Annotated in this window: 13 protein-coding genes and 1 pseudogene; 9 read left to right on the forward strand and 5 right to left on the reverse strand. The window is 44.4% G+C overall.

Annotated features, from left to right (window positions below; all coding sequences use genetic code 11):
- Positions 1-120: 120 nt before the first annotated feature.
- On the reverse strand, positions 121-633 hold the full coding sequence (locus tag CCZ37_RS13905; RefSeq protein ID WP_167372436.1) for a hypothetical protein: 513 nt from the start codon (positions 631-633) through the stop codon (positions 121-123).
- Positions 634-842: 209 nt separating this feature from the next.
- On the opposite strand from CCZ37_RS13905, the gene CCZ37_RS13910 reads away from it, so the two are divergent.
- Positions 843-3,203 carry a Lon protease family protein gene (locus CCZ37_RS13910; RefSeq protein WP_094500999.1) on the forward strand — a complete coding sequence of 787 codons (2,361 nt, stop codon included), beginning with the start codon at positions 843-845 and terminating at the stop codon, positions 3,201-3,203.
- Positions 3,204-3,538: 335 nt separating this feature from the next.
- Positions 3,539-5,170 (forward strand): methyl-accepting chemotaxis protein, encoded by a 1,632-nt coding sequence (locus CCZ37_RS13915; RefSeq protein WP_094501001.1) that lies wholly within the window; start codon positions 3,539-3,541, stop codon positions 5,168-5,170.
- Positions 5,171-5,419: 249 nt separating this feature from the next.
- Here the strand turns inward: CCZ37_RS13915 and CCZ37_RS13920 are convergent, their stop codons facing one another.
- On the reverse strand, positions 5,420-6,760 hold the full coding sequence (locus tag CCZ37_RS13920; RefSeq protein WP_094501003.1) for an MATE family efflux transporter: 1,341 nt from the start codon (positions 6,758-6,760) through the stop codon (positions 5,420-5,422).
- A 234-nt stretch (positions 6,761-6,994) separates the two neighbouring features.
- On the opposite strand from CCZ37_RS13920, the pseudogene CCZ37_RS19355 reads away from it, so the two are divergent.
- Both CCZ37_RS19355 and CCZ37_RS19360 read left to right on the forward strand, forming a co-directional pair.
- A pseudogene (locus CCZ37_RS19355) lies at positions 6,995-7,214 on the forward strand (alkaline phosphatase family protein); the annotation flags it as partial.
- A gap of 24 nt (positions 7,215-7,238) precedes the next feature.
- Entirely contained in the window at positions 7,239-7,397 is a 159-nt protein-coding gene (locus CCZ37_RS19360) for a hypothetical protein (RefSeq protein ID WP_244187322.1), read from the forward strand.
- Positions 7,398-7,493: 96 nt separating this feature from the next.
- Here CCZ37_RS19360 and CCZ37_RS13930 read toward each other — a convergent pair whose 3' ends face one another.
- Positions 7,494-8,024 (reverse strand): RNA methyltransferase, encoded by a 531-nt coding sequence (locus tag CCZ37_RS13930; protein WP_422641339.1) that lies wholly within the window; start codon positions 8,022-8,024, stop codon positions 7,494-7,496.
- Between the two features lie 271 nt (positions 8,025-8,295).
- Here CCZ37_RS13930 and CCZ37_RS13935 point away from each other — a divergent pair, with 271 nt between their 5' ends.
- The 5 genes from CCZ37_RS13935 (at position 8,296) to CCZ37_RS13955 (ending at position 12,036) form a co-directional block, all read left to right on the forward strand.
- On the forward strand, positions 8,296-8,817 hold the full coding sequence (locus CCZ37_RS13935) for a DUF2058 domain-containing protein (protein WP_010320225.1): 522 nt from the start codon (positions 8,296-8,298) through the stop codon (positions 8,815-8,817).
- A 180-nt stretch (positions 8,818-8,997) separates the two neighbouring features.
- Positions 8,998-9,924: a CDF family Co(II)/Ni(II) efflux transporter DmeF gene (gene dmeF, locus CCZ37_RS13940; protein ID WP_094501006.1), complete on the forward strand. Its 927-nt coding sequence runs from the start codon at positions 8,998-9,000 to the stop codon at positions 9,922-9,924.
- The gene (locus tag CCZ37_RS13945; RefSeq protein WP_094501008.1) at positions 9,924-10,340 is read left to right on the forward strand and encodes a MarR family winged helix-turn-helix transcriptional regulator; all 417 of its coding nucleotides are present in this window, start codon (positions 9,924-9,926) and stop codon (positions 10,338-10,340) included. The genes dmeF and CCZ37_RS13945 overlap by 1 nt, the downstream gene beginning before the upstream one ends.
- A gap of 350 nt (positions 10,341-10,690) precedes the next feature.
- The gene (locus CCZ37_RS13950; protein WP_094501010.1) at positions 10,691-11,242 is read left to right on the forward strand and encodes a YbhB/YbcL family Raf kinase inhibitor-like protein; all 552 of its coding nucleotides are present in this window, start codon (positions 10,691-10,693) and stop codon (positions 11,240-11,242) included.
- Positions 11,243-11,256: 14 nt separating this feature from the next.
- Positions 11,257-12,036, forward strand: a complete 780-nt coding sequence (locus CCZ37_RS13955; RefSeq protein WP_094501012.1) for a helix-turn-helix transcriptional regulator — start codon at positions 11,257-11,259, stop codon at positions 12,034-12,036.
- 30 nt (positions 12,037-12,066) lie between these two features.
- Here the strand turns inward: CCZ37_RS13955 and CCZ37_RS13960 are convergent, their stop codons facing one another.
- Together CCZ37_RS13960 and CCZ37_RS13965 are read right to left on the reverse strand one after the other, a co-directional pair.
- Positions 12,067-13,185 (reverse strand): flavin monoamine oxidase family protein, encoded by a 1,119-nt coding sequence (locus CCZ37_RS13960; RefSeq protein WP_094501014.1) that lies wholly within the window; start codon positions 13,183-13,185, stop codon positions 12,067-12,069.
- A gap of 124 nt (positions 13,186-13,309) precedes the next feature.
- Positions 13,310-14,011, reverse strand: coding sequence for a type 1 glutamine amidotransferase domain-containing protein (locus CCZ37_RS13965; RefSeq protein ID WP_010320219.1), 702 nt, complete (start codon positions 14,009-14,011; stop codon positions 13,310-13,312).
- Positions 14,012-14,483 lie beyond the last annotated feature (472 nt).

Below are 14,483 nucleotides of genomic sequence, written 5' to 3' on the forward strand. Positions count from 1 at the left end.
TTTCAGGGTGAGAGGTTAGGTTCTGCTTAAGTCTCATCCCTTGACTGCAGCACGTTACTTATAGCGGCTGTGAATGATGCTAGGTGGTCAGTCTTATCCGGAATGGTAACTCTATGGTGATTATTCAGTTGAACAATGACAGTTTGACGACGGAACTTGCGCTTGTACTTGGTTATAACGTTTGAGTTGGCTGAAATAGTGATGCGCTTTTTGTACGTGTTCGAATTCCAGCATCCAAGTCGCACTGCGTTGCGCTGAACAAAAAGCACCCATATGTCTGAGCAAGTCATCGCTTTGTTTGGTGAGTACGTTGGCAAGGCGGTTAACCAAGGCATTGGGCTCAATCGCAGTAAATTGCAGCAGAGCATAAGATTGATTTAAGACATCAAAGGCTTGTTTATGCTGACCCAAGCGATTGAAAATTTCAGATTGGGAAACAGCGGCATCACATAGCCCAGAGATCAAGCACACCAACTGGCAAGGTTTTGTTTGCCCACAGTTTAGCGCTGATTGAATATGGCTTGGCATATGATGCAGTACATCTTCAAGCAAACGGTGTGCTTGTGGCCAATGCCCTTGCGCTAATAGTTGTTCAGCCTTGAGATAGCTTGCCCAGCACTGTTGTAAGTCCATACTCAATTCTCCAGAATGACGACGTTTACTTATTTAAATGCAATTTATTATCAAATGCAAATAATTGTTATTTGCAATTCTAAGTGTGATGATTGTTTATTATTTGTTCGGTTAAACGCGAATAAGGTGTAACTCGCTAAAATATAAATGAATTGCTTCTACACTTAGGTCAAACTACAACAAGAATCCAAAAGCTAAGGAGCGGAGTGATGGCGATTCAACGATTGAATGCAGAGCAGCTCTACCACGTTGCCCAGTTAGAAAAACTTGCTTGTAAATCAACTAAGGAATTAGACCCAGTTGATGAGATTGTGGGCCAAGAACGGGCGCAAAAAGCGGTCGAATTTGCAATGTCGATCAAAGAGAAGGGTTACAACATCTACGCGATTGGCCGCAATGGGTTGGGCAAGCGTACGATGATTTTGCGTTATTTAAACCGCCATCAGCATGATGTCGAGGCGTTGTTTGATTGGTGCTATGTGGCCAATTTCAGCGATATTCGAACTCCAAAAGTGCTAAAGCTGCCTTCGGGTATTGGGGTTAAACTCAAGCAAGACATTGAAAAGTTAATGAATAAGTTGGTCAATGCGATCCCGTTAGCTTTTGATAACGAGATTTACTTTGCTCGTGCCGATAAACTGAAAAATCAGATGGCACAAAAACAGCAAAGTGAATTGGATAGCATCAGCAAAGAAGCCAAAGATAAAGGGATTAGCTTAACCATCACCACTCAAGGCGACTATCAATTTGTTGCGATGAACGGTGAAGAGATGCACACCGAAGAGTCCTTTGACGCCTTGTCTAAAAAAGAGCAAGAGCACTTTAGCCATACCATTGATGAGCTAGAAATCAGCCTACGCAATATGGTACGTCAACTGACCGAATGGGAAGACTCCTACAGTGAGAAGATCAAAAAGCTCAATGATGAAGTAACGCTTGGTGTCATTACTCACTTTATTAAGCAGCTTAAGCAAGATTATTCTGGCTACCCAGACATCAAAACCTATCTCACGGAGTTACAAAAAGACATCGTCGATAATGCGGACATTTTCTTAGATGAAGACAGTGAGCAAGGCGAAGTCGCGACAGCTTCTTTAGATAAGCGTCTACCGCGTCGCTACAAAGTCAATGTGCTGGTCAGCCAGCCTTCAGACAAGCTACCGATCGTGGTAGAAGAGAACCCGAACTACCACTCTCTATTTGGTTATATCGAAACGGCGACTTTTAAAGGCACAGTATTTACCGATTTTTCGTTGATTCGAGCGGGTAGTTTACATAAAGCCAATGGTGGTGTGCTGTTGATGGATGCGGTGAAAGTGCTTGAACAGCCCTATGTTTGGGACGGTTTAAAGCGTGCGTTGCGTTCACGTCAAATGAGTTTTACCTCTTTGGAAAAAGAGGTCACGCTCACAGGGACGGTTTCACTTGACCCAGAGCCTATCCCGCTAAATGTGAAAATTATCTTATTTGGTGATTACCACACCTATCAGCTGCTGACTCATTACGATCCTGAATTTAGCGAATTGTTCCGAGTAACGGCCGATTTTGAAGATGAGATGAAACGTACGCCCGATACCGAGCTACATTACGCGCGTTTTATTTCGAGCATAGTGCACGACAACAATATGCTGCATTGCGACCGTAAAGCGATTGCACGCATCATTGAACACAGTTCACGTACAACGGGCGATCAAGGCAAACTGTCACTTCATTCGGCGCATATTGCCAATTTGTTACGCGAATCTAACTATGTGGCGAAGCAGGCGAATTCAAACATGATCCGCCAAAATCATGTCGAAGAGGCGCTCAGCAACCAAGAGATGCGAGTGAGCCGCCTGCAAGACAGTGTGATGGAGTCGTATGTTAACGGTACAACGCTAATCCAAACGCAAGGTATGGCGGTCGGGCAGGTGAATGCGCTGTCGGTATTGAGCACCAGCGATCATATGTTTGGTGCGCCAAACCGTATTACCGCCACCACTTCCTATGGTGATGGTGACATTATCGATATCGAGCGCAGTGTCGATCTGGGTGGCAGCATCCACTCTAAAGGTGTGATGATTTTATCCGCGTATCTCTCTTCGGTATTTGGCCGTACGGCGCGCGTACCGCTCACCACGACCATTACATTTGAGCAATCTTACGGTGGTGTGGATGGTGATAGTGCCAGCATGGCCGAATTTTGTGCGATTGTGTCTGCGTTTTCCAAGCGGCCTAATCGCCAAGATATTGCGATCACAGGTTCGATGAACCAATTTGGTGAATCGCAGCCGATTGGTGGTGTGAATGAGAAAATTGAAGGTTTCTTTGATGTGTGTGCAATCAAAGGGCGCACCAGCCAGCAAGGTGTCATCATTCCTCGTTCAAACATGCACAATCTGATGTTACGCGCTGACGTTGTTAAAGCGGTCGAGAAAGGGGAGTTCAATATCTGGGCTATTGAACATGTCACTGAAGCGGTTGAGCTCTTTACTGGCAAACCCGCAGGCGAAGCAACAGAAGATGGCAGCTACCCAGTTGATACCATCTTCGGTTTAGCCCAAGCCAAACTGAATGCACTTAGAAAATAAGATTGACGGATAATATCCATACAACTTGAAACTGCAGATTGGGGCTAGTGAATTAATCGTTCTGAGCATATATTTTGATGCTTGTGATGAGAGATAAAACTACCAGTACGCTGCAGTTTCAGGTTGAAAGGAATGCTTTAACTTATCCCACAATAATCTTTAATGATTAAAATATAAATAAATGTAAAACCAGTTTTTTAATTCGTTGTTAGTTAATGGTTTATATTTTACTGATAATTTCATTATTTTTCATTTCAAGTATCAATGTTCATGGTTTAAGGTTGCTCAACATTTAACCATGCTCACCAGCCCCATATTCACCACTTGAGATATGTATGCAATTTTCAATGAAAAATTTACCTATTCGTCTACAGGTATTGTTCCCTGTTTTAATTACTACATTTGCCTTAACTACCGCTCTGTGGATTACAAAAAATAATTTACAGCATGATCAGGTTGAGGCCACGGCTGTGAGAAGTGTCGTTCAAGAAAATGAGGAGACATTGTCCGTATTTGTAGTCGATGATATTAACTTGATGCGCATTAATGCACTGTATTCGATTATTGATCCACGCTATCGGAAAGAGCTTCCACTCCACTTAAAACAAACTAGAAATGCCATTGCCACACAACTGAAAAATTTGCAAAAAGAGTCAGTATATCAAGGTGGTGCTTCTCATATTCTTAGCCGAGTGGATGAATATGCAACTCTTTCAAACCAAATGTTGGCATTCTTGGAACGTTATGATCAGGGCGCTGTATCTGAAACTGAATACATGTCATACATTTCTGAGTTTAGAGAAACAGGCGCTGATATGCTCAGCGCTGTTTCTGACCTGAGTAGCAAAGTTAAGCAGCAAGCAGATCAAGCATTGGATAAAATTGCAGCACATGAACAGAGCGCAATGAACACCGCGATGATTACTGTGCTGTCTGTGCTTGCGTTATCTCTTGTGGTGGCTTGGATCCTCTCAAATATGATTGTAGCTCCAATTCAGAAGTTGCAAGCGGTGATGCGTGAATTAGCGCAAGGCAATTTAACCATTCGTTCAGACGTTGATGGTAAAAACGAGGTTGCAATGCTGAGTAACGATGTCAATACGACGGCCTCTCAGTTACATGCTACCGTTGACCATCTGAATCGCATTAGTGAAGAAGTGGCGTCAGCCTCAACCGAGCTGGCTGCGGTGATGACGCAAGCAGAGTCAAATGCACAACAAGAGTTGTGTGAAATTGAACAAGTCGCTTCAGCGTTGAACGAACTCGCCAGTACAGCAAATAACGTAAGTGATAATGCGACAGCCGCCGACTCAACCGCTCGCGAAGCGGATGAACTTGCTAAATCAGGCTTATCTATTTTTAAAGAGAGCGCCCAAGCGAGCTTACAAATGTCAGAAGCGTTGAATCATGCTGCGAGCGTAGTTTTGCGTCTAAAAGAGCAATCAGAGCAGATCAACGATGTCGTTGAAGTGATCCGAGGTGTCTCTGAACAAACCAACTTATTGGCACTGAATGCGGCTATTGAAGCGGCGCGCGCAGGTGAGACTGGTCGTGGTTTTGCGGTCGTTGCTGATGAAGTCCGCATGCTTGCTGCACGTACTGAGAGTTCAACTAAAGAGATCCGAGTTATCATTGAAGAGCTGCAAAGCCAATCGATTCTTGCAAATGATAGTATGCAAACCAGTATTGAGATGCTTGCGCGCAACAGTGAGTTAACGCAACGAGTAAACGATGCGCTTATCGGGATAACGGAATCGGTTTCGGACATCAATGATTCAAATACCCAAGTGGCGACCGCCGCAGAAGAGCAGTCGCAAGTCACGCAAGATATTAACCGTAACGTGGTTAATATGTCTGAGCTTGTAAATCAAAACGTAACGGGTATCAGCCAGAGCGCCAGCGCCAGTGCTGAGCTATCACAATTAGCCGAGAAGCAAAAAGAGCAGCTTGCCTTCTTCAAACTGTAAATCGGCTAATATTCCCCAGTATTAACCGCATAACTCAACAGGTTATGCGGTTTTTTTATGAACCAACGAATATATAACCAATAGAAAAGGTTAGCGTTTTTTTGATAGATGCTTATTTTTACGATCTTCCACAAGTGATTGTACGCACCAGTGCCGTCAATGCAGCGCAAATTGTCGCAGGGTTAGTGCTGACAACCGTAATTAACTTTTAAATTCGACTCATTTCCTAAAGGTTCGGTTCTTCGCTCATCATACTAAAGAGCTGACTTTCTCTTCAACTTGTCGAAGTGCACGCTGGTACATCGCCCACGCGGCAAGGCCTGCGAGGATGTTACCGAGCAACGCCCCGATAAACAGGCCATGCAGCGCCGCTATTTGAGCGCCAACCCATAAACAGGGCAAGAAGAACACAAACAGGCGTAGCGCGGAAATGGTTAAGGCGGTGTATGATTTTGCCAACGCATTAGAAACCGAGACCATTAACATGCAGATACCAAGCGGCCCTAAACTGATTGGCACAATCATTAAGTGCCAGTGCAAAATGGATTCGACACTTTGTTCACTGGTCATCAGCGCGGCAAGGTGGCCGGATAATAGATAGGTCACCACGGCGATGATGAGCTGAAACCCAAGAATAAATTGGCACGCAATACGAACCAATTTTCGAATGTCTTGCAATTTCCCTGCGCCAAGCAAACGGCCCACCATTGGTGGCATTGACATGGTTAATGCCAATATTGCGACCATCGCAAAAAACTCAAAACGAGAGCCTAATGCCCATGCTGCAACGGCTGCGGTACCGAAACTGGCCAATAGTTTGGTTGCTAGCATCGAAGAAAGCGGTGGAAGAAGCTGGCTTATCATGGCTGGCCCCATGATATGGCTGATAGAGCGAATACTTTTCCCTACATCTAAATCTGACCAATCAAACAGCATCCAGTGTTTTTTCGACACCTTGGGCGCAACCACGAATACGCCAATTCCAAAGGCTAGAATGGTCGCCAGCGCTGCGCCTTCAATACCCAAATCAAAAGTGAAGATAAAAATAGGGTCTAAAATCAGGTTTAAAATGCTGGTGACCATCATCATAGTACCCGGCAACATGGTATTGCCATTGGCTCGACACAGGCTGTATAAAAAGTACAGCACCGCGCCCACCCAAGCACTGACTAACCAATAAATCCAGTAGCTGTCGACGATCTGATACACAGATTCAGGAGCGCTGAGTAGCGCTAAGATGGGATGACGCAGTAAATAGATAATCACTGAAAACAGAGCAACCCCAATGCTGCCAATAGCGACGACCAACCCACCAAGCTGCTTCGCGTAGCGAATTTGGCCCGCACCCAATGCGCGAGCAATCACCGCTGTGGTCGCAATGCCAAGCCCAACCTGAAGGCCAATAATGATCATCTGAATGGGTAATGTAAACCCTTGCGCGGCAAGGGGTAACACGCCAAGTTGGCCGATAAACGCACTATCGACCAGTTGGAAGCTCATGAGGGACAGCACACCAAACATCATCGGCCAAGTCATTTGCAGGAGTTGTCGCGTGAGTGAAGGTGGAGAAAATAGGGCGGTGGTTGGCATGATTTGGCTCAGTAATATGGGTAAGAATTTAATATGTAGCCTTGTCCAAGAAAAACAAGTTTAAAGTTACTCACTAATGATAATAATGCCATGTTAACGCCGTGGATTTTTGGCAAGCCCCTAATAAGAGGGCTTACTTGGAAGGATGACAACTATAACTTTCTAAATTGGCTGACTAACTGTCCTTGAGAACCAAGGTTTACCACTAAATCCTCACATTCATCTCGTGTATCTGCACAAAAAGAACGGAAAGGAATGCCCGACTATACGCTGATTTATAATCCATGGTCGGATCATTTTGCTCATTTTAGCGGCCCATTTAGCGATGATGTCATCATGCCAACTGGGGAACTAAACCGCCTCGATTACTGGCTAGCGCAAATAAGCAACCTATCAAGACGCGGGAGTAACCCCACGTTATGGCATGGCTGGCGATCATGGTTTAGCGCCTGTTAGAAAAAGATGCTTTTATCGGTTTTTGGGGAGTCCGATTGTCAATCAAGCAACGCTGCTCGGTTCAGTCGAAAATGGCTCACTTGCGCCCACTCTTTATCACTATCTAACGGGAGACGAAGTTAAAGTTGGCGAAGATGGTTGGGGTTACCCATCGGTTCTTAAACAGTTGGATATTCGCTAGCGAGAGTTAACCGTTATGACTGCCAATGAAATAAGTGAGCGTTAGGCTCTATTGAGTGAAGAACGTTCGCTTGTTTCATTGGCTTCGATTGCAGCCTTAAGTGGCTGGTTGATCAGCACGTTTAAACTTCAAACGATTTTTCACATCTCGGCTATCGAGAATACGTTGGCTGTGGTCAATATCGAGCTTGGATTTTGCCAATCGATCATACAGCAGCACATTGACGCTCGCGGCCAGATTCATACAACCAACCGTGGGTACATATACGACTTCACTGGCTTGATTGACTATCTCTTGTGGAATAGATCCATCTTCAGGGCCAAACACATACAGCGCTTTTTCCGGGTGTATAAACTCGGGCAGTGGTGTGGCTCCTTCTGCCAATTCAACACAGACGATTTTCATCTCACTTGGCAAGTCCTCTGTGATCTCTACCATCGCGGTGAGCGGGATTTTACTTTGAATGTTTTTTGTGTCGGTTTGAAATTTCACTGCGCGATCATAACGCTCACCACTGTAGCGAACCGCGCACGCTTGGTAGCAGCCCGCAGCGCGCATCACACCACCTACGTTGGTTGGGCTTTTAGGGTTACACAAACCAATGATCACTGACATTTCACGTTCCACAAAAAATCCTCTCACAATTTGGGGCGGGCAGTATAACGCTAAAATTTGCAGTAAAAGGAAAAATATCGATCAATTTTTCAATCGTGTTTCTGTTTTTTATCATCTTACTTGATCACAGTGCCACCTTGATCACAGTGCTACGCGGTAAAGCAGCGTTATCAGTTTAGAAAAGCATTTTTTGCTCGTTAGGATGAATAAGATAACCAAGCGCTCTTTATTCACTCGCCATGAACCGTTAAACTCACCAGCAAATAACTGACTTGGATTGATCATGGCAACCTTATCTCTACAAGAGCAAATGCTAAAAGCGGGTTTAGTGAACGCCAAAAAACTCAGCAAAGCGAAAAAGAGCTCTAAAAAATCGCGCGTGCAAGCACGTGAAGTGAAAGCGGCAGTAGAAGCGAATAAAGTCGAGCAACAAGAGCGCGACAAGGCACTGAATAAACAGCAAAAAGAGCAGTTGTTGAGCAAAGAAATTCGCGCTCAAGTAAAACAATTGATTGAGATGAATAAGCTGGATCTAAAACACGGTGAAATCAAATACAACTTTGTTGATGGTAAGTTGGTGAAGTCACTTTATGTCGATTCACTGGTTCGCGACCAACTGAGCAAAGGCATTCTCGCTATCGCGCGTTATGAAGAGGGCTATGCTGTCATCCCGGGTGTGGTAGCGGATAAAATCTTCATGCGTGATGAAGAGAGTATTATCGAAAATAAAACCGCCGATGAATCTCTACCTGCTGAAGATGATCCGTACGCGGATTTCGTAGTCCCTGATGATTTGATGTGGTAATTCCTTCCGGCTCTCCTTCTCAACGGAGGAGGGCTTTTGTTCCCTCTTCCTACCTCTACTTTCCACTTAGCTTATTTCCCAATGGTTTCGGTACCAATAGACAGAGTTTGTTGACAATGTTTGATGATCAAATTAAATTCAAATCAAATATTTTGATTATCAAACTAAGTGAGTGGAATTTTGCAGTTTACTACCGAGCATCGTCATAACTTTATCGCTAGCGCAGACCAAAATGAGAAACGCACGTTTTACGTTCTTTTGCTCACGCTTGTCACCATGGTAGCGGAGATCATTGCTGGTACTATTTTCGGTTCGATGGCTCTGCTTGCCGATGGTTGGCATATGGGAACTCATGCGGCCGCTTTCTGCATTACGCTGTTTGCTTACCGTTATGCTAGAAAGCATGCACACAGTGAGAAGTTCTCATTTGGTACCGGTAAAGTGAGTGTGTTGGGAGGCTACACCAGTGCGATTGCATTAGGTATTGTGGCGTTGCTGATGGTGGTGGAATCGGTTCATCGTTTATTCAATCCCGAAGCGATTCAATTTAATGAAGCGATTATTGTCGCCATCATTGGCTTGCTGGTGAATGTAGTGAGCATGCTATTGTTGCATGATAACCATCACCATCACCATCATCATCATGGTGACCATGACCATGACCATCATCATGACCATGACCATGACCATCACGATCACAATTTACGAGCGGCCTATTTGCATGTTCTTGCCGATGCCTTGACTTCTCTTTTGGCGATTGTGGCGCTCTTGTTTGGAAAATATTATGGCTGGAACTGGTTAGATTCTGTTGTAGGCATCGTCGGCGCTGCCGTGATTGCTAAGTGGACAATAGGACTTATCAAGCAGACTAGCCCCATTTTATTAGATGAAAGCATCGAGCAACCCTATCGACGTTTAATTGAAGAAGAGCTAGCCGCATTTGCGGTGATTAAAGATCTCCATATTTGGAAAATCAGTGCTCATCACTACTCAGCTGCGATTATCTTAGAATCTCATGTTGATAAAACCGTGGCAGAATATAAACAAATACTGGCGAAGTTTGATAAAATCCACCACCTTACCCTTGAAGTTCACCCGATGGCATGATGAGTAATATCGAAAAACTGAATCAACAATTAACGGAATTTTACGACAAGATGTCCTCATGGGAGCAATCTGTGGTGCGAGAAACTGGCTATTCTCTGGCGCAGATCCACACCATCGAGGTGTTAGGTATTCATGGCGCGATGAGAATGAAAGAGTTAGCGCAAAAACTCGGTATCACAACCGGTACGCTCACCGTTCAAATAGAGAAGTTAGTGAATGCCAAGTTGATTGAACGCGGCGCGCACCCAGATGACAGAAGATCGATTGTCGTGACTTTAACCGCGGAAGGTCAGAAAATTCATCGCCAGCATAATCAGTTGCATGTGGAGTTAGTGAAAGATCTGACGAGATACTTGGATGCAAACGAAGAAGCAGTATTACTCAACAGCCTGCTAAAAATGAACCAAGAGTTTTAAGCTATGACCAACCACCAGCGACTTGCAAGTGGTTATCAAAAAATGGTGCAACCTGAGGCCAGATTTTGCTGACTTTTATCTCCTCTATGTGGCAATAAATGCCTCATAAAGCCTATGAGCCTATGAGAGTATTGGCTCAAAAACAGTCTCGATATGTGTGTAAACTTAATTGTGCGTCATATTATTAATAGTAGTCCTCCCCCCAGTAGTATCTCGATGATAGCAGAAGAATGGGATTAACAAAAAGTATCACTTTTTAATTTTTAAAGCGTCAAAATGATACTTTTTGTCAGATTTTGCATGGGTGATGCTGCTAGACTTGTTCATGAACTTATTCATAGGAGAAAACAATGAACTCGACGATTTTTAGCTCGGCCATCGTCACCACGACGTTAACCACCAGCTTATTATTTGCAGGGATGGCCAATGCTTTGCAACTCAGCAGCCGTGATATCCAAGAAGGCCACCCGATGGCAAAAACCTTTGAGTTTTCAGGCTGGGGTTGTTCTGGAGAGAATCTTTCGCCACACTTAATTTGGACCGATGTACCACAAGGAACCAAAAGTTTTGCTATTACGGCTTTTGATCCAGATGCTCCGACAGGAAGTGGCTTTTGGCATTGGATTGCGCTGGATATTCCAGCGACAGTGAGTGAGCTATCACGTGGGGTTGAAGTCAAAAAACTCGGTGCAATAGAAACACGTATCGATTATGGCAGTGTTGGTTTTGGTGGTGCTTGTCCGCCAGAAGGGCACGGAATGCACCGTTACCAGTTTACGGTATGGGCTCTCCCGACGGAAAAACTCAATTTAACAGCCGATGTGTCACCTGCGGTGGTTGGTTTTACCCTCAATAGTTTGGCGTTAGAAAAAGCGACGCTGACCGCAACCTATACACGCTAATTCATGGGGGAGTGATGAATCACCAATACCAAGTCACCACCTTTCGAGCCGCTCAGCAACAAAGGCTGAGAAATGTGAGGATTCACTCTCCAAGCTTGATTCAGATCCAATCTGGCAGTAAAAAACTGTTTCATAAGGAAGAGGCGATTAATCTATCGAGCGCTTCGTTATTATTGTGTGAGGCCTCAGCTTCGCTCAGTTTCGAAAATTTACCAGAACACGGTTACTTCTCTTCAAGGCTGTTCAGTTTCACCTACCGCCCGACCGAGGCGATGCTTGCGTTAAGCGCAAGTCATGATCGCCCAGTTATGTGGCCTGTGATTTCAACCAGCCCCTCACTGAAAAGTTCGCTCAATGCGCTCGCCTCGTTCGATCTTTCGTTAATCAGCCAAGAAACCCAAGCCTATCTACTGATGGTGTTATACCAACAATTGGCTGAGCAAGGTGTACTGCATTGGCTCTTTGAGAGTAATTCTCTACCCTTTGAGCAGAAGCTGAGAAACTACCTCGCCCAGTCACCAGAAGAAGAACATCCACTTGAGCGGGTAGCAACGCACTTTGCCATGAGCCGCGCGACCTTAATTCGACGCTTAAAGCAACATGGCACCGGTTACCGTGAGGTTTTGGCTGAAGTGCGTGTGAATCACGCGCTGAACTTAATGCAAAGTGGCCAACGAAATATAGCGATATTGGCACAGTGTTGCGGCTACCAATCGGAACAGCGATTTAATCAACGCTTTCGCAGTCAGTTTGGTTTAAGCCCCAAAGCGTATTTACACACTCTTGGTATGTGAGATAAAGAGACAAAACCCCTCCAATGCGTATTATGACTGAAGATTGATGCGGGTTACATAATGTTCAACCCCGGCATTTGCTGCTTCAATTGCTCCTGCGATATACCCAGGAAATTGAACCGACCATTCACTCGCAATTCCCGTAAGATGATGGTGCCATGGCCCACTTTTCACCCCTATTTCTGGAGTATGATGATGCTCATTCAGTGCATTGAGATCTAAATCAGTGCTCGTTAGAGGATCTTTTGCCCAATCTTTAATTATGTCGGCATAAGGCTTGGCGGCTTGGTCTCCAAATAAACGTTTCATTTGTGCTCTACAGAGCACTTTCATTTGTTCATCGCCTACTGCTTGCCGAGCATTAGGCGGTATACCGATAAAACCAAAGAGTGCGGCTCGACCTTCTGACGTTGTTGCGTCATGAATTTCAACCATAGGCCCATAAGCACTTCGTGCATCGCCTGAGAGCCCTTCTTTACGCCAAAAAGGATGGTCATATACTGCGATGTATTTGGCGTGCGGAGCCATCCAAGTTGCCGTTTTTTGCCATTGCTCAAATACGTCGGTTGGTAAGTTTGGAATGAAGTTGATACTTTCTACCGCTAGACGAGGAGAAAGCGCCAAAAATACGTGATCAGCGGTAAGTGATTGTATCGTGCCCGCTTGGTTAACATCTTGGTAACGAATTTCAATATTGTGGTCATATTTGGTGATCGAATGAACTTTGTTTCCAAGCAGAATACTGGTGTTATTGAGGCGTGAATGAAGCGATCTCATTAATGTTCCCATCCCCCCTTTTAAGCGCATAGATTGTGGTGAGCTAGTAAAACCTCGGATACTTACTGGTTTTTCATTAGGTGCGCGTTCTATTCTGATTTTACCTTGGTCATATTGAGGGAATTTCTGTAAACCTAACTCTTCAACTAACGTATTGAGTTGTGGTTGGATCTCTGGCCAGAACCAAGTCGGACCGAGGTCAAATTGCTCGTCTTTAGAGCCGTTTTTTAGTGAGAAATCCTCAATTCGGCCACCCAATCTTTCCCTCGCTTCAAGAAGAACGTAGTCGGTGATGCCTTGTGCTTCTAGCAAAGTTGCTGCGTATAAGCCACTGAGCCCGCCGCCTATGATAGCAATCTGTTTATGATCCATTTTGTACCTCATAATATAAATGGGAGAGTGGGTTCAATCTTGATTAATGCTGATATCGCTTGACTGAAGATTGTGCTGTACAGAGGGGTGAAAAAGCCGTCACGAGGACGGCTTAAAATCCATCTTATTTATTCAATACTTCAGACAAGGCTTCTGCTAACGGATCCGCAGATGCTGGGCTTTGACCTGTCATTAACATTCCGTCGATCACAACATTAGGTTCCCAGTTTGCTTTGCTCTTGTAGATAGCACCTCTGAGCTGTAATTCATCTTCCAGAGAAAACAGAAGATGTTTAAGAAGTTCGACTTCCTCATCTTCAGCATTTTTAAAGCCAGTCAACGCCTTTCCATTAACGAGGTATTGACCATTTGAGAGCTTAATGTCGCGCAAGATTGCGGGTGCATGACAGACCATGGCGACGGGACGATCGCTTTCATAGAAATCTTTGATCAACTTAAGCGTATATTGATCAGAGGCTAAGTCGGTGAGTAGTCCATAACCACCAGGTAAGAATACGGCATCAAAAGTGTTGTAATCCACTTCACGCAGTTTACGAGTGTGTCGAGCCGCAAACATAGCAATAGGGTCGTTGAAGAAACGTTCAGTGTATTGGGTCGTATAAGGTGCTTTCATACTGAGTAAATCGATAGGTGCTTCACCACCTTCAGGTGAGGCGAAGACCACTTCATGTCCTGCTTCAGTTAGGATGTAATAAGGCGCGGCAAGTTCAGTAAACCAAGTTCCGGTTTGTTTACCACTAATGCCGAGTGTATCGACAGAAGACATGATTAAAAGAACTCGTTTTTGTTGGTTACCTGTTTTCATTGTTAATTTCCTTACCTATCAGTAGATAGTTTTTGGGGTTTTAAAAAAAGAGCATCGTATTAGTGCTCTCGGTCAGTGGTTGCCACTCTAAATTCATTGGAATTGTAAGTCAATCATTTATCTACCTTCTGATAGGTAGTTTTTTTGGTGTTTTTGGTAAATCATTGATATTAAATTGAATTTTATTTTTATTTTTTTAAGAAATGTTGTAGAGGAGTGATAAGTTCAGCTTAGACAAGCTCAACCAAGTTTATTTACAATGTGTGCAGAAGGCATGTTGTGATAAATATCCCCTTCCTACTTGAAGCCGCAGCGGTGCTGGCTGCGTTCGTTCACCCCAATCACATCATTTGCCTATACTCATGGGGACTCACTCACTGGCCGCCTAGCTGCAACTCCAAGTTGTTTGGGTATAGATGACCTATTCATAGGTAGATTGGAGTTTTAACCTGTGGTATGGTGCTAAAAAATG

The organism is Vibrio qinghaiensis (assembly GCF_002257545.1).
GTDB classification, from domain to species: domain Bacteria; phylum Pseudomonadota; class Gammaproteobacteria; order Enterobacterales; family Vibrionaceae; genus Vibrio; species Vibrio ordalii.

Bases quoted from the DNA above. Each gene is read 5' to 3' on its own strand.
- CCZ37_RS13905 (WP_167372436.1), bottom strand. From the start codon at position 633: ATGGACTTACAACAGTGCTGGGCAAGCTATCTCAAGGCTGAACAACTA.
- CCZ37_RS13910 (WP_094500999.1), top strand. From the start codon at position 843: ATGGCGATTCAACGATTGAATGCAGAGCAGCTCTACCACGTTGCCCAG.
- CCZ37_RS13915 (WP_094501001.1), top strand. From the start codon at position 3,539: ATGCAATTTTCAATGAAAAATTTACCTATTCGTCTACAGGTATTGTTC.
- CCZ37_RS13920 (WP_094501003.1), bottom strand. From the start codon at position 6,760: ATGCCAACCACCGCCCTATTTTCTCCACCTTCACTCACGCGACAACTC.
- CCZ37_RS13935 (WP_010320225.1), top strand. From the start codon at position 8,296: ATGGCAACCTTATCTCTACAAGAGCAAATGCTAAAAGCGGGTTTAGTG.
- CCZ37_RS13945 (WP_094501008.1), top strand. From the start codon at position 9,924: ATGAGTAATATCGAAAAACTGAATCAACAATTAACGGAATTTTACGAC.
- CCZ37_RS13950 (WP_094501010.1), top strand. From the start codon at position 10,691: ATGAACTCGACGATTTTTAGCTCGGCCATCGTCACCACGACGTTAACC.
- CCZ37_RS13955 (WP_094501012.1), top strand. From the start codon at position 11,257: ATGAATCACCAATACCAAGTCACCACCTTTCGAGCCGCTCAGCAACAA.
- CCZ37_RS13960 (WP_094501014.1), bottom strand. From the start codon at position 13,185: ATGGATCATAAACAGATTGCTATCATAGGCGGCGGGCTCAGTGGCTTA.
- CCZ37_RS13965 (WP_010320219.1), bottom strand. From the start codon at position 14,011: ATGAAAACAGGTAACCAACAAAAACGAGTTCTTTTAATCATGTCTTCT.